The sequence below is a fragment of the Paracoccus sp. DMF genome (genome assembly GCF_004407025.1).
GTDB classification, from domain to species: Bacteria; Pseudomonadota; Alphaproteobacteria; order Rhodobacterales; family Rhodobacteraceae; genus Paracoccus; species Paracoccus aminovorans_B.
The window spans coordinates 20,543-42,861 of the sequence record NZ_SOKV02000002.1; the positions used below are offsets into that span (position 1 = coordinate 20,543).

A 22,319-nucleotide genomic window follows, 5' to 3' on the forward strand; every position below is an offset into this window, starting at 1 on the left:
CGAAGCCCCGGCCGCGCAAGCCCGGACCCCGTCATCTAAGCGTGATCTAGTCGCGCAGCACCGGCGCGTTGTCGGCGGGGCGCACGGCCTCGACCTTGGCCACGCCCGCGGGCGGCGCCGAGGGCAGCAGCACCCCGGTCGGGCGCCAGCGCTCCAGCTCGGCCCAGCTGTCCAGCGTCATCGGCTCATAGGCGCGGTAATAGACATTGGTGCGCGCCAGCACCTCGAGCAGGCGGCGCGAGTGCCGGCTGCGCCAGGCGACATCCTCTTCGGCCGTGACCTGGCGGATGCCGGCGTCGCGACCCAGCCGCGAGGCATAGGAGATCAGCGCGCCATCGGCGGCGCCCACGCCCTGCGCCGCCAACTGGCCCGGATTGCCGCCCAGCGCCGCCACCGCATCGGCCTGCGGCGTCGGATCGGTGCTGTTCGCGCCGCCCGGCGTCGGGGCCGGCAGCGCCGACAGGTCGGTCGGCATGGTCAGCGGCTTGGTCGGCAGGATGGCGAATTCGTCGGGGCTGGAGCGGCCGGACGAGATGTTCATCAGGTGCGGATCGGTGCTGCAGGCCGCCAGGCCCAGCATGGTCATCATCAGCGCGATCGCCCGCATCTTTGCGTCCCTCATGTTCTTCTGGCGCCGTTCTAGCGTGAATTCCCGGCCCCGTCACGGGTCTTGTCGTCCAGCGCCAACTCGGGCTCGTCGGGGCCGGCCGGGGCCGGGTTTTCGGCCGGCGCGGGTTTCGGCACCCGCGGCTTGGGCGGCGCGCGGCGCTTCTTCGGCTCGGGCTTCTTCTGCGGCGGCAGCAGCACCAGCCCCAGCGCGCCGGCGAAGATCGCGATATCGGCGACGTTGAAGCTGTAGGGATTCTGCCAGCCCGGCAGCGACATGTTCAGGAAATCCGCCACGGCGCCATAGGCCAGCCGGTCGACGACATTGCCCAGCGCCCCGCCGATCAGCAGACCGGCCGAGACCTGGGCAAAGCGCGAGGGCTTGGCCCGCCCGATCCAGACCGCCACCCACAGGCAGACCGCCAGCGCGATGGCGATCAGCACCAAGCGCATCACGTCCACGTCGCTGGCGAACAGGCCGAAGTTCATGCCCTGGTTCCAGGCCATGCGCAGGTTCAGCCAGGGGTCGATCAGGTCGATCTCGCGGATGCGGTCCAGCTGCATGACATGCACGACCAGGTATTTCAGCGCCTGGTCCAGCAGGAAGACCAGCGCCGCGGTCAGCAGGACCGGCCGCCAGACGCGCGGCGGCGGCGCCTTTCTGCTGCGCCGCTTCGGGGCCACCGGGCTTTTCCGGGGCTTCGAGGTCGCCGGCGCCGCCATCAGTGCCGGAAGTGCCGCTGGCCGGTAAAGACCATCGCCAGGCCCAGCCGGTCGGCGGTCGCGATCACCTCGTCGTCGCGCATCGAGCCGCCGGGCTGGATCACCGCCTTGGCCCCGGCCTCGGCCAGCGCTTCGATGCCGTCCGCGAAGGGGAAGAAGGCGTCCGAGGCCACGGCCGAGCCGATGGTCAGCGCCTGGGCCAGGCCCAGCACCTCAGCCATGTCCTCGGACTTGCGCTTGCCGATGCGGGTCGAATCGACCCGGCTCATCTGGCCGGCGCCGATGCCGACCGTCGCCAGGTCCCTGGCATAGACGATGGCGTTCGATTTCACATGCTTGGCCACGGTCCAGGCAAAAAGCAGGTCCTGCAGCTCGGCCTGGCTGGGCTGGCGCTGCGTCACCACCTTCAGGTCCGAGGGCAGGATCACGCCATTGTCGCGGCCCTGCACCAGGAAGCCGCCGGCGACCTGGCGGAAGCTGATCCCAGGCGCCCTGGCATCGGGCAGCCCGCCGGTGGTCAGCAGCCGCAGGTTCTTCTTGGCCGCGAAGATTTCCTTCGCCTCGTCGGTGGCGTCGGGGGCGATGACGACCTCGGTGAAGATCTCCGTGATGGCTTTCGCCGTCTCGCCGTCCAGCACCGTGTTCAGCGCGATGATGCCGCCGAAGGCCGAGGTGCGGTCGCAGTCGAAGGCGCGCCGATAGGCGTCCACGGCACTGTCGCCGCGGGCCACGCCGCAGGGGTTGGCGTGCTTGATGATCGCCACCGCCGGGCCTTGGCCTGGATCGAACTCGGCCACCAGCTCGAAGGCGGCGTCGGTGTCGTTGATGTTGTTGTAGGACAGTTCCTTGCCCTGCCATTGCCGGGCGGTGGCGACGCCCGGGCGGTCCGAGCCGTCGCGATAGAAGGCCGCCGACTGATGCGGGTTCTCGCCATAGCGCAGGGTCTGGGCCAGTTCGCCGGCAAGGGCGCGGCGGCGCGGCGCCGTCTCGCCGATCTGCGCCGCCATCCAGGTCGAGACCGCCGCGTCATAGGCCGCCGTTCGCGCATAGGCGATCTGCGCCTGGCGCTGGCGGAAGGCGAAGCTGGTGGTGTCGTCGTTCGCGTCCAGCTCGGCCAGCACGGCGGCATAGTCCTGCACATCCACCACCACGGTGACGAAGGCGTGGTTCTTGGACGCGGCGCGGATCATCGCCGGGCCGCCGATGTCGATGTTCTCGATGCAGTCGTCGTAATCGGCGCCCTTGGCCACGGTGGCCTCGAACGGGTAGAGGTTCACCACCAAGAGGTCGATCATCTCGATGCCGTGGCTGCGCGCCGCCGCCATGTGCTCTTCGTTGTCGCGCAGCGCCAGCAAGCCGCCGTGCACGACCGGATGCAGCGTCTTGACGCGGCCGTCCATCATCTCCGGGAAGCCGGTCACATCGGCCACGTCCCGGACCGTCAGCCCGGCCTCGCGCAGCGCCTTGGCGGTGCCGCCGGTCGAGAGCAGCTCGACCCCCCGCGCCGAAAGCGCCCGCGCGAAGTCCAGAAGGCCGGTCTTGTCGGAAACGGAAATCAGCGCGCGCTTCAGCGGAATGCGGTCGGTCATCGGTCGGGCCCCGTGATGGATTGGCGGATTTGGCCTGTCACCTAGCGCCGGAACGGGCCAAGGTCCAGCCGATCTGGATGGCGCGACCCTGCAGGCTGGCGGAAATCACGATCTGGCGCGACGGGCGCGGCTCGGCCAGCGCCCGGTCCAGCAGGCAGGAGGCCTCGAGCCGGGCCTGCCCGACGCCGTCATGGGCAAAGACCCATGCGTCGCCGGTGGGCAGGGTCAGATGCACCTCGGCGCCGGCCATGCGGGCCTGCACCTCGGGATGCAGGTGGAAGCGGATCTCGAAACCCAGCCCGTCCTCGGGGCGGACCTGGTCCAGCCGCGCCTGGGCGCTGGCGTCCAGCGCCGCCAGCGAATCCTCGCCCTTGAGGCCCAGCCCGTCGGGGTCGAGCCAGAGCTCGCGCAGATGGGTCAGCCCGTGGCTCGCCAACCAGCCGTCGTGGCCGGCCAGCAGATGCGCGGGCTCGGGCGCATGGGCGGGGCCGAAATCGGGCGCGGTCAGGTTGCCCAGCGCGTCGCAATCGCCGGCCCAGACCAGGTCCGGGCGCTCGGTCAGGATGTCGGGCTCGCCCTCTTGCCGGTTCGGGTTCAGCCGCGACGACGAGAGGCCCGCGAGGCACAGCGCCGAATGGCAGGGCGTGGCCCGGCTGGCCTTGGCCCAGAGCGCGCCGAACCCGTCGCCGGGGCCGCAGTTCACGATCAGCGGCTGGCGCGCCACGGTCAGCTCGAAAGCCAACGTCGAGGCATGCGCCCGCACCGCCGCCGGACCGCCGGGCGGCGGCGCCGCATCGAGGATCAGCGTCGTGCGCGCCCGCGCCATGCGGGCAAACCCCATGGCGAGCCCGTGCGCGGGCAGCGCCGCGCCCTCGGCCGCGCGCAGGCAGCGGTCCAGCCGCCCCGCCGCGCCGCGCCCGCCGCCGTGGAAGCAGGGCAGCGCGCCATCGGCATGGCGCAGCGCCCGCAGGACCGGCGCGATCTGGCCGATGATGCCGCGCAATTCGGCCGGCGCGTCGAGCCCGGCCTCGTCCGCGACCTCCTGCGCCCAGACCAAGAGCGCCATAGCATCCAGCAGCGATTCGGGCGCCCGCGCCTCGGCCAGGGTGTCCAGCCCCATGGCGTCGGCCTCTTCGGCCAGCGCGATCAGCGCCGGCAGCGCCAGCGTCTGGCGGTCGCGCAGATACATGGCGCCGATGGCGAGCCCGGCCAGCGCCTCGAGCCGCGCCAGCCCGTCCTCGCTGTCATACCAGCTGTCGCGCAGGTGGTTCAGGTGCTGGTCGAGGGCGCGGAAATACGGCCCGGCGCCGTCGCGGTCGAGCCCGGGCAGGATCATCCCGGCATGGAAGATCCAGCGCAGCACGCGGCGGCCGGCGATCTCGGGCGCCCATTCCGGCGCATCGGGCCGGGCCTCGGGGTGGCGGCGGATCCAGCGCAGCACGTGATCCTGCGCCACCGCGCGGGCCTTGGGCGTACCGACCGCGGCCAGGTCGTCGAGCCAGCCGAAGCCGTTCAGCTCGGCCGCGATGCTGGCGGGCAGGTCGGCGGCGAAGAAATCGCCGCTGACGGCGATGCCGCCCAGGTGCATCTCGCCGGCGACGATATGCTCGCCCCGGCCGGGGTGTCCTATGGCCTTGGGTTCGGGGCGGCGCAAAAATCCCCTTGGCGCGGCAGCGATTTCGGTCATGGGCAACGCATTGATTAGGACAGCGCAACCTTAGGGCGGCTAAGCGGATTTCCGCAAGCGCGCGATGAAGAAGCCGTCCATACCGCCGCGTTCCGGCCACAGGTCGGGCCGCAGCCGCAAGCCGCCCTGTTCGGTGATCCAGCCGGGCTCGATCCCCGGTGCCTGCGGCGGCTCGACGGTCAGGCCGGGGTGGCGCGTCAGGGCGGCGGCCAGTTGCTCCTCGCCCTCGGCCGGCAACAGCGAGCAGGTGGCATAGACCAGCCGGCCGCCGGGCTTGAGCAGCGTCATCGCGTGGTCGATCAGCCGGGCTTGCAGCGCGGTCAGGTCGCGCAGGCCGGCGCCGTCGCGGATCAGCGGCAGTTCGGGGTGGCGGCGGATGGTGCCGGTGGCCGAGCAGGGCGCATCCAGCAGCACCGCATCGAGCGGCGCCTCGGGGCGCCAGGTCAGCGCGTCACCGGCGACGATTTCGGCGGCAAGGCCACAGCGGGCAAGGTTTTCGGCCACGCGGGCCAGCCGCGATTCCGAGATGTCCAGCGCCGTGACCCGCGCGCCCGCAGCCGCCAACTGCAACGTCTTGCCGCCCGGCGCGGCGCAGAGATCGGCCACGGTCTCGCCCGGCTGCGGGTCGAGCACCCGCACCGCCATTGCGGCGGCGGCGTCCTGCACCCACCAGTCGCCGGCATCATAGCCCGGCAGGGCCGAGACTTGCGTGCCGGCCGGCAGCCGGTGCGAGCCGGTCGGCAGCGCCTCGCCCGGGCAATCCGCGGCCTTGGGGGTCAGGTCCAGGGCCGCGCCGGCCTCATGCGCGGCCTCGATGGCGCGGGCGACGGGTTTGCCCCAGGCGGCGATCACCGGCTTGCGCAGCCAGCCCGGCATGTGCTGCGGCGGCAGGCCGGCCCAGGCCTCGGCCGAAGCCGCGACCTTGCGCAGCACCGCGTTCACCATGCCCGAGGCCGCCTGGCCCTTGGGCCCGGAGGCGCGGGCCAGCGCCACGGCGGCATTGACCGCGCCATGCGGCGCCTCGCCCAGCGCCAGCATCTCGACGGTGGCAAGGCGCAGGATGCGCTGGATCTCGGGGCGCGGGCGGCGGGCGAGGAAGGGGGCGAGCAACGCATCGGCGCGGGCCTGGCGCCGCAGCACCTCGCGCGCGAGGCGGCGGGCGCGGGCGCGGTCGGGGGGCGCGGCGCCCTCGATCAGCGCCGCGGCCTCGTCGAGCGTCGCGCCCTCTTCCACCGCGGCGAGCAGGCGCAGCGCGCCCGAACGCGCGCCGTCCCTGCCCGATCTGTCCTGTGACTTGTCCAAACCCGACCCCTTGCCTAGATTGGCAGGGTCTAGCGCGAAGCAGGGGAAACCGCCATGACCGACCGCAAGGATCTGCCGCCCGCCGCACAACGCGCCCTGGCCGAGGCCGAGGCGCGCCGCAAGGCTGCCGCGCCGCTGGAACTGCCCGTCGAACTGGGCGGCCGCGACGGGCCGGAGCCAGTGCGTTTCGGCGATTACGAGAAAAAGGGCCTCTGCGTCGATTTCTGAACCGTTTTCGCCCCGCCGCCCGGTCGGCATGGGTATTTGGAAAACGGAAAGAATCCAGCCGCTGGCGAATCCGTGATCCGCTGCGGGGTGGCCGTTTACTTGCCATTGGGATTTGGCCGCTAAACAATGCGGCAAACCACCAAACCGCAAGGGACGGCAGATGGCCTTCGGGCAAGCGATCTTCAGACAGGCGGCGCTGGCCCTGCTGCTGGCCGGGCAGGCCTTGGCCCAGCAGGGCGAGCGCGGGCCGCAGGGGCCGCGCGAGGTCGGCGTCATGGTCGCGGCCGAACAGGACGTGCCCTATACCGTGACCCTGCCCGGCCGCGCCATCGCCTTTCAGCAGACCGGCATCCGGCCGCAAGTCGGCGGCGAGGTGCTGGAGATCGCCTATGATCCCGGCAAACCGGTCAAGGCCGGCGACGTGCTGTTCCGGCTGGACCCCGAGACGCTGGCCGCCGCGCTGGCCGCCGCCGAGGCCGCCGTGGCCGGGGCCGAGGCCAGCCTGACCCAGGCGCAGAACACCGTCACCCGTTATCGCCGGCTGGAGGGCTCGGGCGTGTCCGCCGTCGACCGCGCCAATGCCGAAGTGGCGCTGAAACAGGCCGAGGCCGACCTGAAATCCGCCGAGGCCGCGCGCGACGCCGCCCGGCTGTCGCTGGACCGGACCGAGATCCGCAGCCCGCTGGACGGGGTGCCGGATGTGCCGCAGGTCTCGGTCGGCGACCTGGTCACGGCGAGTCAGTCCGAGGCGCTGACCACGATCACCCAGCTCGACCCGATCTATGTCGACGTCTCCGAAAGCTCGGCCCGGCTCTTGCGCAACCGGGCGCGCATCGACGCCGGGCAGCTGATGACCAATGGCGAGACGCCGGCCGAGCTGATCCTCGAGACCGGCGAGACCTACCGCGGCAGCGGCCGCATCGTCAGCCCCGGCATCCTGGTGTCCACCACCACCGGCACCGTGCCGATCCGGCTGCGCTTCGACAATCCGCAGGCGCTGATCCTGCCGGGCCAGTTCCTGCGCGTCCGGCTGACCCAGGGCAGCACCCGCGCCGTGCTGGTGCCGCAGCGCGCCACGCGGCGGGCCACCGACGGCACCCTGACCGCCTTTGTCGTGCGCGAGGGCAAGGCCCAGCAGGTCACGCTGAGCGAGCAGGGCAGCTGGAACAACAGCTGGATCGTCAGCCAGGGCGTCAGCCCCGGCGAGCAGCTGATCCTGGACGGGTTGCAGGACCTGCGCCCCGGCACCGCGGTCACGACCGTCCCCGTCACCATCGACGCCGAGGGCGTGGTGCGCGAGGCGGTGGAAGGCTGATGGCGAAATTCTTCATCCACCGGCCGGTCTTTGCCTGGGTGCTGGCCATCGTGACCATGCTGGCCGGGGCTTGGGCGGTTCTGGGCCTGCCGATCTCGCAATATCCCGACATCGCGCCGACCACGGTGCGCATCACCGCCAATTACTCCGGCGCCACGGCGCGGGCGGTGCAGAATTCCGTCACCACGCCGATCGAGGACGTGCTGACCGGGCTCGACGGGCTGCTCTACACCACCTCGATCTCCTCGACCGGGCGCTCGGCGCTGGTGCTGACCTTCGACGACAGCGTGACGCCGACCGATGCCTTGAACGAGGTGCAGGCCAAGGTGCGCTCGGTCGAGGGGCGGCTGCCCGGGCCGGTGCAGAACGACGGGATCAGCATCAGCCGGACCTCGACCTCGACGCTGATGGTCGGCGCGCTGGTCTCGACCAGCGGCAAGCAGTCCACCATCGAGCTGGGCAACCTGTTGGAGCAGGTGGTCGAGGGGCCGGTCAAGCGCACCGAGGGCGTGGGCGGGGTCAATGTCTTCGGCTCGGGCTATGCGATGCGGATCTGGATGGACCCGCTGCGGCTGGCGCAGTTCCAGCTGACGCCGACCGACATCACCACCGCCGTGGCGCAGCAGAACAGCACCGTCTCGGTCGGCGCGCTGGGCAGCCAGCCGGTGGTCGCGGGCCAGCAGTTCACCGCCACGGTCACGGCGCAAAGCCAGCTGACCTCGGTCGAGGATTTCCGCAACATCCTGCTGAAGACCGGCGCGGACGGCGCCGCCGTGCGCCTGGGCGACGTGGCCGAGGTCGCGATCGGCCAGGTCAGCTATGGCCGCGATTCGCGCTTCAACGGCATGAACGCCTCGGGCTTCGCGGTGCAGCTGGCCTCCGGCGCGAATGCGGTCGAGACCTCGAACGGCGTGCGCGCCACGCTGGACGGGCTGGCCTCGGCCCTGCCCGAGGGGGTCGAGCTGCGCGTCGCCTATGACACCGCCCCCTTCGTCGAGCTGTCGATCGAGAAGGTCTGGCACACGCTGCTGGAAGCCATCGTGCTGGTCTTCCTGGTCATCCTGATCTTCCTGCAGAACTGGCGCGCGACGCTAATCCCGATCATCGCCATTCCGGTCGTGCTCTTGGGCACCTTCGCCATGCTGGCGGCGCTGGGATATTCCATCAATACGCTGACGATGTTCGCCATGGTGCTGGCCATCGGCCTGCTGGTCGACGACGCCATCGTCGTGGTCGAGAACGTCGAGCGCGTCATGGCCGAAGAGGGGCTGGACCCGGTCGCCGCCACCGAAAAGAGCATGGGCCAGATCAGCGGCGCGCTGATCGGCATCGCCCTGGTGCTGTCGGCGGTGTTCCTGCCGATGGGCTTCATGCCTGGCTCGACCGGGGTGATCTACCGGCAGTTCTCGGTGACCATCATCACCGCCATGGTGCTGTCGCTCGCCGTGGCGCTGATCCTGACCCCCGCCATGTGCGCCACGCTGCTGCGCCGCGGCCATGGCGCGCCGCGCTTTGCCCCGGCGCGCTGGTTCAACGCCGGGTTCGAGCGGCTGACCGCGGGCTATTCCGCCACCGTGCGGCGCAGCCTGCGCCGGCCGCTGCTGGTCATGCTGGTGCTGGCGGCGATCAGCTATGGCGCCTTCGACCTGTTCGGGCGGCTGACCACGACCTTCATTCCCTCCGAGGACCAGGGCGTGCTGCAATCGCGCATCACCCTGACCGAGGGCTCGACCGCGCAGCAGACCGCCGCCGTGGTGCGCGAGATCGAGGATTACATGCTGACCGAGGAAAAGGACGTGGTCAGCTCGGTCTTCGTGGCCATGGGCTTCGGCAGCTCGGGCACGGCGCAGAACCAGGCGACGATCTATGTCCGGCTGCATCCCTTCGACCAGCGCGCCGATCCCTCGCAATCGGCCCGCGCGCTGGCGCAGCGCGCCAACCGGCATTTCTCCGGGCATCGCGCCGGGCGGATCTTCTTCATGCAGCCGCCGGCGATCCCGCGGCTGGGCGACACCTCGGGCTTCACCATGTATGTCATGGACCAGGCCGGCGCCGGCATCGAGGCCCTGACCGAGGCGGCCGAGCGGCTGGAGGAACAGGCTGGCCAGGATCCGCGGGTGCAGAACCCCGAGGCGCAGAACTCCGAGGACGACGCGGCGCTGAGGATCGACATCGACCAGCAGAAGGCGGAAAGCTTCGGCATCTCGGTCCCGGCGGTGAATTCGATGCTGTCGACGATCTTTGCCGGCACCGAGGTCAACGACTTCGCCCTGGGCGCGCAGCTGCGCCCGGTGATCGTGCAGGCGGCGGCGGCGAACCGCATGCAGCCCGAGGATATCGACAGCTGGTATGCCCGCAATGCGCAGGGCGAGATGGTGCCCTTCAACGCCTTCATGACCACGCGCTGGGAGCCGGTCGAGCCGCGGCTGGCGCGCATCGACGGCGTCGACGCCATCGAGATCGAGGGCGAGCCCGGCCCCGGTTTCAGCTCCGGCAGCGCCATGGACGCGATGGAGGAACTGGTCGCCGCCCTGCCCGGCAATTACGGCATGGCCTGGACCGAGTTGTCCTATCAGGAACGCCAGGCCGGCAACCAGGCGCCCTGGCTGTTTGCGCTGTCGGCGCTGGTGGTGTTCCTGTCGCTGGCGGCGCTTTACGAAAGCTGGTCGATCCCGTTCTCGGTCATGCTGGCGGTGCCGGTGGGGGTGCTGGGCGCGGTGGTGGCGGCCCTGGCCTTCGACCAGTCGAACGACGTCTATTTCAAGGTCGGCATCCTGACCACCATCGGCCTTGCCGCCAAGAACGCCATCCTGATCGTCGAATTCGCCCGCGACCTGCAGCAGTCGGGCCGCTCGGCCGTCGAGGCGGCGGCGCTGGCCGCGCGCCAGCGGCTGCGGCCGATCCTGATGACCTCGCTGGCCTTCATCCTGGGCGTGCTGCCCCTGGCGGTGGCGCGGGGCGCCGGGGCCGGGGCGCAGAATTCCATCGGCATCGGGGTCATGGGCGGGATGATCGCCGCGACCTTCCTTGGCATCTTCATGGTGCCGGCCTTCTACGTTACGGTGCGCCGACTGACTGACAGGAGGGCCTCGCGATGAACGACCACCCCAGACTGACCTCGCTGGCGCATGGCGGCGGCTGCGGCTGCAAGCTGGCGCCCTCGGTGCTGCGGGAGTTGCTGGCGGGCCAGCCGGTGGCCCAGGCCTTTCCGCAGCTGCTGGTCGGCACCGAGACCTCGGACGACGCGGCCGTGTATCAGGTGGATGAGAATACCTGCGTCATCGCCACCACCGATTTCTTCATGCCGATGGTGGACGACCCGCGCGCCTTCGGCCGCATCGCCGCGACCAATGCGATCTCCGACGTCTATGCCATGGGCGGGCGGCCGATCATGGCGCTGGCGATCCTGGGCATGCCCATCGACAAGCTGGCACCCGAGCAGATCCGCGAGATCCTGGAGGGCGGGCGCGAGATCTGCCATCAGGCCGGCATCCCGGTCGCCGGCGGCCATTCCATCGACGCGCCCGAGCCGATCTATGGCCTGGCCGTCATCGGCCTCTGCCACCCGTCCGAACTGCGCCGCAATGCCGATGCGCGGCCGGGCGACGCGCTGATCCTGACCAAGGGGCTGGGCGTCGGCATCTATTCCGCCGCGATCAAGAAGGGCGCCTTGGACCAGGCCGGCATCGACGAGATGGTCGCCTCGGCCACCACGCTGAACAAGGTCGGGGCCGAGTTGGCCAAGCGGGCCGATGTGCATGCCCTGACCGACGTGACCGGCTTCGGCATCCTGGGCCACGGGCTGGAAATCGCCCGCGGCGCCGGGCTGCGGCTGCATCTGGACCAGGCGGCGCTGCCCTTGCTGAGCCGCGCGGCGGAACTGGCCGAGGCGGGATTCGTCACCGGCGCCTCGCTGCGCAACTGGGCCGCCTATGGCGCCGAGGTGGCGCTGCCCGAGGGCTTGGCCGATTGGCGCCGGCATCTGCTGACCGACCCGCAGACCTCGGGCGGGCTGCTGGTCGCCGTGGCCCCCGAGGCGGCCGAGGCGGTGCTGGCGCAAATTCGCGCCGCCGGTCACCCGCTGGCCGCCGTGGTCGGGCATTGCGCTGCGGGCGAGCCGGGAATCGCCGTCGCCTGACGGTTCTTTGGGTATTTATGGAGCAAAGAAGTCCGGTCTGGGGCAGGAACCGCCGCCGCCGGCCGGCGTTGGGCCGGCAGGAGGATCGACCCCATGTCCCGGATCACGTCCCTGATCGCGATGCCCGCCGCCGTGCTGGGCCTGACGCTGGCGCTGGCCGCGCCGCTGGCGGCCCAGACCGCCCCGCAGACCCCGGCCCAGGCCGCGCCAGAGAAGGGCGTCGCGCCCACCTCGGTGCCCAGTCCGGCGCAGCCGGTGGCGTCGCGCGCCGGCGAATGCCCGCCCGCGGCCGCCAAGGCCGAGCCGGCGACGCCGCAGCAGGGCGGCGCGGGCGACGGCACGGCGCCCGAAAATACCGGCTCGACCGGCTGGACCGGCGGCACCGGCGGCTCGCAGATCGGCACCAACCCCTCGGGCGCCACCCATGCCACCAAGACCTGGCACGCGCCAACCGCGCGCGGCCTGGACCTGAAGGGCCGGCCCGAGCCCGCCCCCGCTTGCTGAGCACAGATTGACGCGCTCGCCCGCGGCGCCGAAGATGCCGGCGCAACAACGGGGACCACGATGACCGAGAGCCAAGCCGCCTTTGGCGAGATCCATTCGCCCTATTCCGAATCGCTGGGCATGCAGATCGTCTCGGCCACGCTGGAGGAGGTCACGCTGCGCATGCCGGTCACCCGGCCCCTGACCAACCGCAACGGCGTGCTGCATGGCGGCGCGATCATGAGCCTGGCCGACCACGCCGCCGGCACCGCGACCTATCTGCGCCTGCCCGAGGGCGCCGCCACCACCACGCTGGAAAGCAAGACGAATTTCCTGCGCCCGATCCGGCTGGGCGACGTGGCCGAGGCGCGGCCGAGGCCCCTGCATTTGGGCCGCACGACGATGATCTGGCAGACCGACATCCTGCGCGGCGACGGCCAACTAGCCGCCGTGGTGATCCAGACCCAAGTGGTGCTGGAGTGGCGGGATCCGGCCTAATCCGCCGCGCCGAGCACCAGCTCGACCGGGGCCAGCCCCTCGATGCCGCCCGCCAGCCGGTCGCCCGGACCCACCGCGCCCACGCCCGCCGGCGTGCCGGTCATGATCAGGTCGCCCGGCGCCAGATGATAGTAATGCGACAGGTCGGCGATCAGTTCGGGAATCGACCAGACCATGTCGTCGATGCGGGCCTGCTGGCGCAGGGTGCCGTTGACCGCCAGCCGGATGGCCTGCGCCGCCGGGGTGAAATCCGCGGCCGGCGTCAGGGCAGCCAGCACCGCCGAACCCTCGAAATCCTTGCCCAGCGACCAGGGCCGCTGCTTCGCCTTGGCCTTGGCCTGCAGGTCGCGCCGGGTCATGTCCAGCCCGGCGCCATAGCCCCAGACTGCCGCCATCGCCCGCTCCGGCGCCACCCGGAAGGCCGGCGCGCCGATGGCCACGACCAGCTCGATCTCGTGATGCAGATCCGCGGTCCCGGGCGGATAGGGCAGCACCGCGCCGCTTTCCAGCAGCGCCCGGGCGGATTTGGTGAAATAGAACGGCGCCTCGCGGTCGACCGCGCCGCCCATCTCGGCGGCATGGGCGGCATAGTTGCGCCCGACGCAGAAGATGCGGTTCACGGGAAAGCGGCCGGCCTGCCCGGTGACGGGCAGCGCGGCGACGGGGGGCGGGGCGAAAAGATAGGCGCTCATGCCTGCGACCTTGCCACGGCCACATCCTTGCGGCAATGGCGTCGCCCGCCGTTGCCCAGCCGGGAATTTCGTGGCAAGAGGTGCCATAGCCAACCGAAAGCAGAGTTCGCAGAATGACCGATTTCGCGCAGCGACGCACCATGATGGTCGACACCCAGGTCCGTCCGAACGAGGTGACCAGCTATCCCGTGATCGAGGCGATGCTGGCCGTGCCGCGCGAACAGTTCGTTCCCGATTCGCGCCGCGACGTGGCCTATGCCGGCGAAAACATCGACCTGGCCCCCGACCGCGTCCTGCTGGAGCCGCGCACGCTGGGCCGGATGATGGATGTGCTGGCGCTTCAGAACAGCGACCTGGTGCTGGACGTGGCCTGCGGCTACGGCTACGGCGCCGCCGTCATGGCCCGCATCGCCGAGGCCGTCGTCGCGGTCGAGAGCGACGAGGCCATGGCCGCCGAGGCCGAGTCCCGGCTGGCGGCGCAGGACGTCTTCAACGTCGCCGTGGTCAGGGGCCCCCTGGCCGAGGGCTGCGCCAGCCAGGCCCCCTATGACGCCATCCTGGTCGAGGGCGCCATCGAGATCTTCCCCGACGCCCTGGCCGAGCAGCTGCGCGAGGGCGGCCGCGTCGTCGCCCTGTTCCGCGAGGGCAATCTCGGAACCGTGCGCCTGGGCCGCAAGCTGGACGGCCGGGTGAACTGGCGCTTTTCGTTCAACGCCGGCGCGCCGCTTCTGCCGGGCTTCGCAAAGCCGCGGGGCTTCGTCTTGTGAGTGCCGACAGGAAAGGCCATGGCATGTTTCGCGATACGCTGAGGAAATGGCGGCGCCCGCTGCTGGCGGCCCTGCTGGCGGGGGCAACCGCGCTGCCCGCCACGGCCGAGACCTTGGCCGACGCCATGGTCGATGCCTATCGCCACTCGGCGCTGCTGGACCAGAATCGCGCCGTGCTGCGCGCCGCGGACGAGGATGCGGCGGCCGCCATCGCCGCCCTGCGCCCGGTGCTGCAATGGGTCGCCGAATACACCTATCAGAACATCGAGGGCTTCGACGCCAACAGCGCCAGCATCGGGCTGCAGGCCTCGATGACGCTTTACGACTGGGGCCGCAACGCCATCGCCATCGACATCGCCAAGGAAAGCGTGCTCGGCACCCGCGCGGCGCTGGTGGGGGTGGAACAGGACGTGCTGCTGGGCGCGGTCGAGGCCTATCTGAACGTGCGCAGCGCCACCGAGCAGGTCGAGCTGCAGGCCAATTCCGTGCGGGTGATCGGCCAGGAACAGCAGGCCGCGACCGACCGTTTCGACGTGGGCGAGATCACCCAGACCGATGTGGCGCAGGCCGATGCCGCGCTGGCCGAGGCCCGCGCCAGCCTCGCCTCGGCCGAAGGCGACCTGCAGATCGCGCGCGAGAATTACCGCGCCGCCACCGGCAAGATGCCGGGCACGCTGGCGCCGCCGCCGCCCTCGCCCAAGCTGCCGGCGACGCTGGAGACGGCGCGCGACATCGGCCGGCGCACCCATCCGCTGATCCGCCAAGCCCAGCGCGAGGCCGCCGCGGCCGAACTGGGCGTCGCCGCCGCCGCCGCCGAGCGCAACCCCGAGCTGACCGGCTCGGCCGGGCTGACCAAGCAGCATAGCCGCTCGCAGGGTGTCTTGGGCGGGGCGAGCTCTACGTCCCGGGACAGCGCCTCGGTATCGCTGAGCCTGTCGCAGACGATCTATTCCGGCGGCCGCCTGCCCGCCGCGCATCGCAAGGCGATGGCGCAGCGTGATTCGGTCCGGGCGGCGCTGCTGAACGTCTCGCGCCAGGTCGATCAGGCCGTCGGCACCGCCTGGGCGGGAATCGACGTGGCCCGGGCGCAGATTCGCGCCATCGATGAACAGATCGTTGCCGCGCAGCAGGCCTATAACGGCGTGCGCGAAGAGGCGACGCTGGGCGCAAGGACGACTCTGGACGTCCTGGACGCCGAACAATCGCTGCTGGAGGCCCGCGCCAACAAGATTACGGCGGAAGCCAATCTCCAGTTAGCACATTATCAACTATTGTCCGCTATGGGTTTGTTGACGGTGGAAAACCTGAAACTGGGGATACCGACCTATGACCCATCGGCCTATTACAACGCGGTGCAGGACGCACCCTTTACCAGCAGGCAGGGCGAAAGCCTCGACCGCGTCTTGCGCGCGATCGGCAGGGACTGAGCCCGCCCTCGAATCCGGGGGCGCATCATGCAGCATGAGCTGATGCGCCATCCGGCGCCGCCCCCCGGGACGGACAATGTCGGCGACGTGCTGGCCTCGATTCGCCGGCTCATCGCCCAGGATGAGGCAGGCTGCCGCATCCCGAACCAGGCGCTGAACACGCTTCCCGCCCAGGACATCGCGCCGCGCATCCGCGTCGAGCCGATGGCTCCGGTCCCGCCCGCGGCTGCGCCGCTGGTGCTGGACAGCACCGACCTGATCGCCACCGCTGCGGATGAGGAGGCGCGCGAAACCACCGCCGCAGCGGCCGACCCGGAGACGGCGGTGGCGGAACGCGGGACGGAAATGCTGTCAGCCATGCCGGCGGATGTCATGGAGGAAGCCATGGCGGAGCCCGTGGCCGAAGCCTCGGCCGATGCCCAGCCAGAGGCCCGGGACAGCGACTTCGGCGACTGGCTGAAGCTGCCCCTGACCGGACCGACCCATGCGGCCTTTGCCGCCGCCTGGCCGCAGCCGCTCGCGGCCGAGGCCGGCGCGGACGATCCCGTCGAAACCGCATTTCCGGATGCGGCCGCCGAGCCGATCCAGGCCTTCGGTCCCTTCCTCGAACACACCACCACCACAAACGCGCAAATGGAGGAAACCATGCTGCATGCACATTCCACCGTGACCCCGATCAATCCCCTGGCCGAGGCGCATGCCGCCGCCGAGGCGCTGAACCGCGAAAGCGAACAGCACCTGTTCGCGCCGCAGGACAAGGACGCCCAGAAGGGCACCCACCTGCGCGGCATGATCCGCGAGGCGATCCGCCAGGAGCTGCAGGGCGAGATCGGCAACCGGCTGAGCCGCAACCTGCAACAGATGATCCGTCACGAGATCGAACTGACCCTGCGCCAGATGTGCGAACAGGAATGACGGCCCCGACCGGCGGTCCCGCATCCCCGGATCGGAACCGCCGCGTCGCCGCGCGCAACCGCGGGGCTGCGGCCGAGGCTGGCCCGCCGGCGAGAGCGGCGAAGCTGCGGCGTTCGGGCATCGCAAAACGGCGCGGGGCGCGCCAGCGGGACCGGTAGCGGCGGCTCGCGCCGGGCCATCGGCCCAAAGCGGGCCCAAGGGCACCGGCTTCGCGCCGCCGCACCGGCCCGGCCTCCAGCCCCTGACCCGGCCTGCCTTCGGCCCTGCCCCGGTCAGTTCAGGTATTTCTCGGGATCGACGCTGTCGAAGCCGTTGCGGACCTCGAAATGCACGACGCCCTGGCTGCGCACCTTGCCAAGGCTCGTGCCGGCGCTGACGGCCTGGCCCTTGCTGACGGCGACATCCTCCAGACCGGCATAGACGGTCATCAGGTTGCCGTCATGACGCACCACCACGATCGGCACATTGTCGGTGTCGCGGGTGATCGCCGCCACGGTCCCCGACCCGGCGGCGGCCACCGTGCTGCCGGCAGCGGCCGAGATGTCGATGCCCTCGTTCTTGCCCTTCTGATAGGTGCGGATGATCGCGCCATTGGCGGGCATGCGGAACCGGCCATTGCCCGAGGCGGCGGTGCGGGTCTTGCCCAGGTCCGGGCTTGCGGGCTTCGCCACCGGGCTGCCGGCGGGCGTGGTCCTTTCGCTGGGCAGCGGCTCGGCCGAGGAGGGCGGGCGCGGCGTCGGGCTGCCGCTGCCGGGCGCGGTCACCACCGCGGTGGCCGAGGGCGCCTTGCCGCCCGCCACCGGGATCAGCAGCCGCTGCCCGGTGCGCAGCGTCATCGACGACGACAGCCCGTTCCACGCGGCCAAGTCATTGACCGAGACATTGTATTTGCGGGCGATGGACCAGGCGGTCTCGCCGGTGGCGACGACATGCTGGCGCGGCTGGCTTGCCGCCGGCTGGGTCGGCGTGCCCATGCCCCCAGCCGCCGCCGGCTGCCGGACACCCTGGCCGGCGAAGGGATCGCTGACCATCCCGGTCGAGGTGGCGACCGGCGCTCCGCCCGCCACCCGGCGCGGCAGGGCGACCACGGCGCCGGGGTTCAGCACGGTATTGGCATTGATCGCATTGTAGCTCGCCAACTCGCCCGCGTTCAGCCCCAGCCGCGCCGCGATGGTGGCGACCGTGTCGCCCTGGCGGGCGATGGCGACCTGGTAGCCGGGATAGGAGATCACCCCGCGCTGGTCCGGGGCCGGCCGCGGTTGCGCCTGCGCCGCCGCCTGGGCGGTGTCGAACCCGCCGCCCCAGCCGCGCAGGTCGGGATCGAAATTGCTGAAATCCAGCCCGCCCTGCGGCCCGCAGGAGACCAAGCCCGCCACGGCGCCGGCGGCCAGCGCCCATTGCCTGATTTTCGCCATCTGCCCGTTCCTCACTCAGTACGGCCGGGGGTCATGTCTGTCCCAACCCCTCGACCAGCGGCACGAAGCGCACTTGCCGCAATTCGTCGTAATCATAGCCGTTCTCGTCGCGCCGCACCCGGATCAGCGTCTGCACCGCATCCGACTGCCCGACCGGCACCACCATGATACCGCCGATCTTCAACTGCGCCAAGAGCGGCCCGGGCGGATCCTCGGCCGCCGCCGTCACCATGATGCGATCAAAGGGCGCCTGCTCGGGCAGCCCGTGCGAGCCGTCGGCAACCATGGCGGTGATGTTGGTCAGGCCGAAATGGCGGAAGATCGCCTCGGCCTCGGCGACCAGCCGGCGGTGGCGGTCCAGCGTATAGACCCGGCGGCAGAGCAGCGACAGGATCGCCGCCTGATAGCCCGAGCCGGTGCCGATCTCCAGCACCTTGTCGCGCGGCCCCACCTGCAGCGCCTGGGTCATCAGCCCGACGACCGAGGGCTGGCTGATGGTCTGGCCGCAGGGGATCGGCAGCGGCGTGTCGTCATAGGCGCGATCCTCGAAATGGCCGCGCACGAATTCGCCGCGGTCGATGCGCTCCATCGCCTCGAGCACGCGCGGATCGGTGACCCCGCGCTGCCGCAGCGCGAACAGGAAGCGCATCTTGCGTTCGGCAGTCTGGGGATCGTCGCTCATGCCCGGGTTCAGCCCTCGTCCAGCAGGCCGCAGAGTTCGGCCAGGGTCTTGTGACAGGTCAGGTCCGGCCGCATCGGCGTCAACGAGATATAGTCGCGCATGTTCGCGTCCACGTCGCTGTCCGGCGTCGCCGGCGCGGTCTGCGAGCCGCCCATCACCCACAGGAAGCGCCGGCCGTTCGGCGCATGATAGGGCTCGATCTCGAAGCGCACGCCGTAGCGGCGGCCCTGCGGCGCCACGCGGGTGCCCTTGACCGAACCCGCATCGCAGGGCGGGAAGTTCAGGTTGTAGAACAGCCGGAAATCCGCGTCCGAGGTCCAGTCGCCATGGTCCAGCAGCCGCCGGATCAGCCGCGGCCCGTGCACCCGGGCGCATTCGAACGGATCCTCCAGCCCGGCGGTGCGGCTGCCCATGTATTGCGACAGCGCGATGGCGGGCAGGCCCTGCAGCGCCGCCTCCATCGCGCCGCCGACCGTGCCGGAATACATCACATTCTCGCCCGAGTTGTTGCCCCGGTTCACGCCCGACAGCACCAGGTCGGGCGGGTTGTCCTTCATTACATCCATGGCCGCCAGCACGCAATCGGCCGGAGAGCCCTCGGCGGCAAAGCGGCGCGGGCCCAGCTCGGCGATCAGCGTCGGGTGGACATAGCTGATGCAATGCGCCACGCCCGATTGCTCGAAGGCGGGGGCCACGGTCCAGACCTCGCCGCCGGGGCCGGCGACCTCAGTCGCGATCTCGTGCAGGGTCACGAGGCCCGGAGCGTTGATGCCGTCGTCATTGGTGATCAGAATGCGCATGTTCGTCCCTGTGCGGCGAAGCGCGCGGGCAGCGCCGGTGCCGCCCGCATCATCGCCGGTTATCTGCCGGTGGTGCAATGCTTATCCATGCCACGGCGCTGCGACAACCCGCAGGCGACATGCGCGGGACGTTTGACGCGAAGCCCGGGCCGAGGCAGGATCGAAAGAAGAAACGGGCCGGGCAGGATATGCAGATCTATCTTCCCATCGCCGAGGTGGTGGTCAACAGCTTCACGCTGGTCGGCCTGGGCGGCATTGTCGGGCTGATGTCGGGCCTGTTCGGCGTCGGCGGCGGCTTCCTGATCACGCCGCTTCTGTTCTTCATCGGCATCCCGCCGGCCATCGCGGTGGCGACCGGGGCGAACCAGGTCGTGGCCTCGTCCTTTTCCGGCGTGCTGGCGCATGTGAAGCGCAAGACCGTCGATTTCCGCATGGGCTGGGTCCTGCTGGGCGGCGGCCTTGTCGGCTCGTCGCTGGGGGTGCTGCTGTTCAACCTCTTGTCGCGGCTTGGTCAGGTCGATCTGGTGGTGCAGCTCTGCTATGTCGTCTTCCTGGGCCTGATCGGGGCGATGATGCTGCAGGAAAGCCTGCGCGCGCTGCGCCGCACCCGGGTCAGCGGCCCGATCAAGCCGATGCGCCGCAACCAGCACGGCTGGGTGCACAAATGGCCGCTGAAGATGAAGTTCCGCGCCTCGGGCCTGTATATCAGCGCGATCCCGGTGCTGCTGGTCGGGGCGGCTGTCGGCGTGCTGGGCGCGATCATGGGGGTCGGCGGCGGCTTCATCATGGTGCCGGCGATGATCTATCTGCTGGGCATGCCGACCAAGGTGGTCATCGGCACCTCGCTGTTCCAGATCACCTTCCTGTCGGCCTATACCACGCTGATGCACGCGGTCTCGTCGAACACCGTGGACGTGATGCTGGCGGTGCTGCTGATCGTCGGCGGCGTCATCGGCGCGCAAATCGGCACGCATTACGGCGCCCGGCTGCGGGCCGAGCAGCTGCGCATCCTGCTGGCGCTTCTGGTGCTGGCGGTCTGCGGCAAGCTGGCGCTGGACCTGTTCCTGCGCCCGGACGACCTCTATTCCATCACGCCGGGGATCCTGAAATGATCCGGCGCGCCGCCCTGGCCTGGCTGGCCCCGCTGCTTCTGGCGCTGCCGCTGTCGGCGCAAGAGGCCGAGCGGCAGGAACCGCCCGAGCAGATCGTCGCCGGCCTGTCGCGCGACGACGTCGACATCACCACGAATTTCGACGGTTCGGACATCATCATCTACGGCGCCATCAAGCGCGAGACGCCGATCCCGCCCGGCGAGCCGCTGGACGTGATCGTCACGGTCGAGGGGCCGGCCCGCGCCATCACCGTGCGCCACAAGGAGCGGCGCTTCGGCGTCTGGGTCAACACCGGCCGGGTCGGCATCGGCGCGGCGCCCAGCTTCTACGTGGTGGCGACGACGCGGTCGCTGGGCCGGATCCTGAACCCCAAGGACGACCAGCGCTTCCGCATCTCGATCCCGCTGGCGATGCGGGCCTTTTCCGGCCAGGCCGACGTCCCCGACGTGGTGCCCTATACCGAGGCCTTCGTGCGCCTGCGCCGGCGCGCCGACCTGTATCGCCAGGACGACGGCGCCGTGCTTCTGGCGCAGCAGACGCTGTTTCGCGCCGATGTGCGCCTGCCCGCCAACCTGATCGAGGGCTTCTACAGCACCCGCATCTTCCTGTTGCGCGACGGGCTGGTCACCGACAGTTTCCGCGCCCCGATCGAGGTGCGCAAGGTCGGGCTGGAGCGCTGGCTCTATCGCCTGGCGCTGGACCAGCCGTTCCTTTACGGCATCATGTCGCTGGCCATCGCGGTGGCGGCGGGCTGGGGCGCCTCGGCCGCGTTCCGGCAGATCAAGCGGCCCTAGGGCGAGATCTCGCCGCGCCGGAACGGGCCAAGCTCGGCCAGATAGCCCATCTCGGCATCCACCGCCTGCCGCTCGCGGTGCAGGAAATCGGCGATGGCGTCATGGAAGCCCTGGTCGCGCACCCAATGCAGCGAATGGGTCCGGGTCGGCAGATAGCCGCGCGCCAGCTTGTGCTCGCCCTGCGCCCCGGCCTCGACCCGCGCCAGGCCATGCGCGATGGCCCAGTCGATGGCGCGGTGATAGCACAGCTCGAAATGCAGGAAGGGGTGGTCCTCGACCGCGCCCCAATAGCGGCCGTAAAGCGCGTCCGGCCCGATCAGGTTCAGCGCCCCGGCGATGGGACGGCCGTCGCGCTCGGCCAGGACCAGCAGGCAATCGTCGCGCATGGTCTCGTGCAGCCGGTCGAAGAAGGCCCGCGTCAGATAGGGCCGGCCCCATTTGCGCCCGCCGGTGTCCTGGTAGAAGCCCCAGAAGGCGTCCCAATGCGCGGGCTCGATCTCGTCGCCGCGCAGGCTGCGGATGGTGCCGCCGAAGGCCTGGGCGCGCTGGCGTTCCTTGCGGATCGCCTTGCGCTTGCGCGACGACAGCTGCGCCAGGAAATCCTCGAACGTGCCATAGCCCTGGTTCAGCCAATGGAACTGCTCGCTGGCGCGGGACAGGAAGCCGGCGGGTTCGGCCAGCTCTGCCTCGGCTTCGGTGCAGAAGGTGACATGCGCGCCCGACAGGCCGGATTGCCGGGCGATCTGCGCCATGGCCTGCAGCAGCGCCAGCCGCACCGGCGCCTCGGGCGCGATCAGCCGCGGCCCGGTCACCGGGGTAAAGGGCACCGCGCATTGCAGCTTGGGGTAATAGCGCCCGCCGGCACGCTCATAAGCCTGCGCCCAGGCGTGGTCGAAGATGTATTCGCCCTGGCTGTGGGTCTTCAGATAGCAGGGCGCGACGCCCGCCACGCGGCCATCGACCCGCGCGACCAGATGCGAAGGATGCCAGCCCGTGCCCTCGCCGACCGAGCCGGACGCCTCCAGCGCCGACAGGAAGCGATGCGTGGTGAAGGGATTCGCCGCCGCACCGCAGCCGTCCCATTCGGCGGCGGGCAGGGCAGAGATCGCGGGCAGGACGGAGACGGTCATTTCGCTCATGCGGCGA

At 70.6% G+C, this 22,319-nt stretch carries 21 protein-coding genes; 11 read left to right on the plus strand and 10 right to left on the minus strand.

The features are described from left to right. Nucleotides 1–46: 46 nt before the first annotated feature. Genes E3D03_RS01325 through E3D03_RS01345 form a run of 5 tightly spaced genes read right to left on the minus strand, consistent with a single transcriptional unit; the run spans nucleotide 47 to nucleotide 5,907 of the window. Nucleotides 47–607 carry a DUF3035 domain-containing protein gene (locus E3D03_RS01325; RefSeq protein WP_263565475.1) on the minus strand — a complete coding sequence of 187 codons (561 nt, stop codon included), beginning with the start codon at nucleotides 605–607 and terminating at the stop codon, nucleotides 47–49. A 32-nt stretch (nucleotides 608–639) separates the two neighbouring features. Continuing rightward, the gene (gene lspA / locus E3D03_RS01330) at nucleotides 640–1,290 is read right to left on the minus strand and encodes a signal peptidase II (RefSeq protein ID WP_318013679.1); all 651 of its coding nucleotides are present in this window, start codon (nucleotides 1,288–1,290) and stop codon (nucleotides 640–642) included. 38 nt (nucleotides 1,291–1,328) lie between these two features. After that, nucleotides 1,329–2,918: a bifunctional phosphoribosylaminoimidazolecarboxamide formyltransferase/IMP cyclohydrolase gene (gene purH / locus E3D03_RS01335; RefSeq protein WP_263565476.1), complete on the minus strand. Its 1,590-nt coding sequence runs from the start codon at nucleotides 2,916–2,918 to the stop codon at nucleotides 1,329–1,331. A 37-nt stretch (nucleotides 2,919–2,955) separates the two neighbouring features. After that, the gene (locus E3D03_RS01340; RefSeq protein WP_263565477.1) at nucleotides 2,956–4,605 is read right to left on the minus strand and encodes a heparinase II/III family protein; all 1,650 of its coding nucleotides are present in this window, start codon (nucleotides 4,603–4,605) and stop codon (nucleotides 2,956–2,958) included. A gap of 39 nt (nucleotides 4,606–4,644) precedes the next feature. Then, nucleotides 4,645–5,907 carry an RsmB/NOP family class I SAM-dependent RNA methyltransferase gene (locus tag E3D03_RS01345; protein WP_263565478.1) on the minus strand — a complete coding sequence of 421 codons (1,263 nt, stop codon included), beginning with the start codon at nucleotides 5,905–5,907 and terminating at the stop codon, nucleotides 4,645–4,647. Nucleotides 5,908–5,961: 54 nt separating this feature from the next. On the opposite strand from E3D03_RS01345, the gene E3D03_RS01350 reads away from it, so the two are divergent. The 6 genes from E3D03_RS01350 to E3D03_RS01375 all read left to right on the plus strand — a co-directional run bounded on the left by E3D03_RS01350 (nucleotide 5,962) and on the right by E3D03_RS01375 (nucleotide 12,569). Beyond that, entirely contained in the window at nucleotides 5,962–6,135 is a 174-nt protein-coding gene (locus tag E3D03_RS01350; RefSeq protein ID WP_062561522.1) for a DUF1674 domain-containing protein, read from the plus strand. A gap of 160 nt (nucleotides 6,136–6,295) precedes the next feature. Then, nucleotides 6,296–7,450, plus strand: coding sequence for an efflux RND transporter periplasmic adaptor subunit (locus E3D03_RS01355; RefSeq protein ID WP_263565479.1), 1,155 nt, complete (start codon nucleotides 6,296–6,298; stop codon nucleotides 7,448–7,450). After that, nucleotides 7,450–10,548 (plus strand): efflux RND transporter permease subunit, encoded by a 3,099-nt coding sequence (locus E3D03_RS01360; RefSeq protein WP_263565480.1) that lies wholly within the window; start codon nucleotides 7,450–7,452, stop codon nucleotides 10,546–10,548. The genes E3D03_RS01355 and E3D03_RS01360 overlap by 1 nt, the downstream gene beginning before the upstream one ends. After that, nucleotides 10,545–11,588, plus strand: a complete 1,044-nt coding sequence (gene selD / locus E3D03_RS01365) for a selenide, water dikinase SelD (RefSeq protein ID WP_263565481.1) — start codon at nucleotides 10,545–10,547, stop codon at nucleotides 11,586–11,588. The genes E3D03_RS01360 and selD overlap by 4 nt, the downstream gene beginning before the upstream one ends. 93 nt (nucleotides 11,589–11,681) lie before the next feature. Continuing rightward, the gene (locus E3D03_RS01370; RefSeq protein WP_263565482.1) at nucleotides 11,682–12,092 is read left to right on the plus strand and encodes a hypothetical protein; all 411 of its coding nucleotides are present in this window, start codon (nucleotides 11,682–11,684) and stop codon (nucleotides 12,090–12,092) included. Between the two features lie 60 nt (nucleotides 12,093–12,152). Next, nucleotides 12,153–12,569, plus strand: coding sequence for a PaaI family thioesterase (locus E3D03_RS01375; RefSeq protein ID WP_263565483.1), 417 nt, complete (start codon nucleotides 12,153–12,155; stop codon nucleotides 12,567–12,569). Here E3D03_RS01375 and E3D03_RS01380 read toward each other — a convergent pair. Next, nucleotides 12,566–13,261, minus strand: a complete 696-nt coding sequence (locus E3D03_RS01380) for a fumarylacetoacetate hydrolase family protein (RefSeq protein WP_263565484.1) — start codon at nucleotides 13,259–13,261, stop codon at nucleotides 12,566–12,568. The two genes, E3D03_RS01375 and E3D03_RS01380, sit on opposite strands and share 4 nt — an antisense overlap. Nucleotides 13,262–13,374: 113 nt before the next feature. On the opposite strand from E3D03_RS01380, the gene E3D03_RS01385 reads away from it, so the two are divergent. Genes E3D03_RS01385 through E3D03_RS01395 form a run of 3 tightly spaced genes read left to right on the plus strand, consistent with a single transcriptional unit; the run spans nucleotide 13,375 to nucleotide 16,370 of the window. Further along, nucleotides 13,375–14,028: a protein-L-isoaspartate O-methyltransferase family protein gene (locus E3D03_RS01385; protein WP_263565485.1), complete on the plus strand. Its 654-nt coding sequence runs from the start codon at nucleotides 13,375–13,377 to the stop codon at nucleotides 14,026–14,028. Nucleotides 14,029–14,051: 23 nt separating this feature from the next. Next, complete coding sequence (locus E3D03_RS01390) at nucleotides 14,052–15,455, plus strand: TolC family outer membrane protein (protein ID WP_263565486.1); 1,404 nt, start codon at nucleotides 14,052–14,054, stop codon at nucleotides 15,453–15,455. Nucleotides 15,456–15,482: 27 nt separating this feature from the next. Continuing rightward, entirely contained in the window at nucleotides 15,483–16,370 is an 888-nt protein-coding gene (locus E3D03_RS01395) for a hypothetical protein (protein WP_263565487.1), read from the plus strand. Between the two features lie 272 nt (nucleotides 16,371–16,642). Here E3D03_RS01395 and E3D03_RS01400 read toward each other — a convergent pair whose 3' ends face one another. Genes E3D03_RS01400 through surE form a run of 3 tightly spaced genes read right to left on the minus strand, consistent with a single transcriptional unit; the run spans nucleotide 16,643 to nucleotide 19,267 of the window. Further along, a complete protein-coding gene (locus tag E3D03_RS01400; protein WP_263565488.1) occupies nucleotides 16,643–17,785 on the minus strand; it encodes a LysM peptidoglycan-binding domain-containing protein in 1,143 nt (380 codons plus the stop codon). Nucleotides 17,786–17,816: 31 nt separating this feature from the next. Next, nucleotides 17,817–18,467, minus strand: coding sequence for a protein-L-isoaspartate(D-aspartate) O-methyltransferase (locus E3D03_RS01405; protein WP_062561531.1), 651 nt, complete (start codon nucleotides 18,465–18,467; stop codon nucleotides 17,817–17,819). Between the two features lie 8 nt (nucleotides 18,468–18,475). Then, complete coding sequence (gene surE, locus E3D03_RS01410; RefSeq protein WP_263565489.1) at nucleotides 18,476–19,267, minus strand: 5'/3'-nucleotidase SurE; 792 nt, start codon at nucleotides 19,265–19,267, stop codon at nucleotides 18,476–18,478. A 188-nt stretch (nucleotides 19,268–19,455) separates the two neighbouring features. Between surE and E3D03_RS01415 the strand changes: the two genes are divergently transcribed. Both E3D03_RS01415 and E3D03_RS01420 read left to right on the plus strand, forming a co-directional pair. Continuing rightward, nucleotides 19,456–20,379 carry a sulfite exporter TauE/SafE family protein gene (locus E3D03_RS01415; protein ID WP_263565490.1) on the plus strand — a complete coding sequence of 308 codons (924 nt, stop codon included), beginning with the start codon at nucleotides 19,456–19,458 and terminating at the stop codon, nucleotides 20,377–20,379. Further along, nucleotides 20,376–21,173, plus strand: a complete 798-nt coding sequence (locus tag E3D03_RS01420) for a TIGR02186 family protein (protein ID WP_263565491.1) — start codon at nucleotides 20,376–20,378, stop codon at nucleotides 21,171–21,173. The genes E3D03_RS01415 and E3D03_RS01420 overlap by 4 nt, the downstream gene beginning before the upstream one ends. Here E3D03_RS01420 and E3D03_RS01425 read toward each other — a convergent pair. Continuing rightward, nucleotides 21,170–22,312, minus strand: a complete 1,143-nt coding sequence (locus E3D03_RS01425) for a GNAT family N-acetyltransferase (protein WP_263565492.1) — start codon at nucleotides 22,310–22,312, stop codon at nucleotides 21,170–21,172. The genes E3D03_RS01420 and E3D03_RS01425 overlap by 4 nt on opposite strands. Nucleotides 22,313–22,319 lie beyond the last annotated feature (7 nt).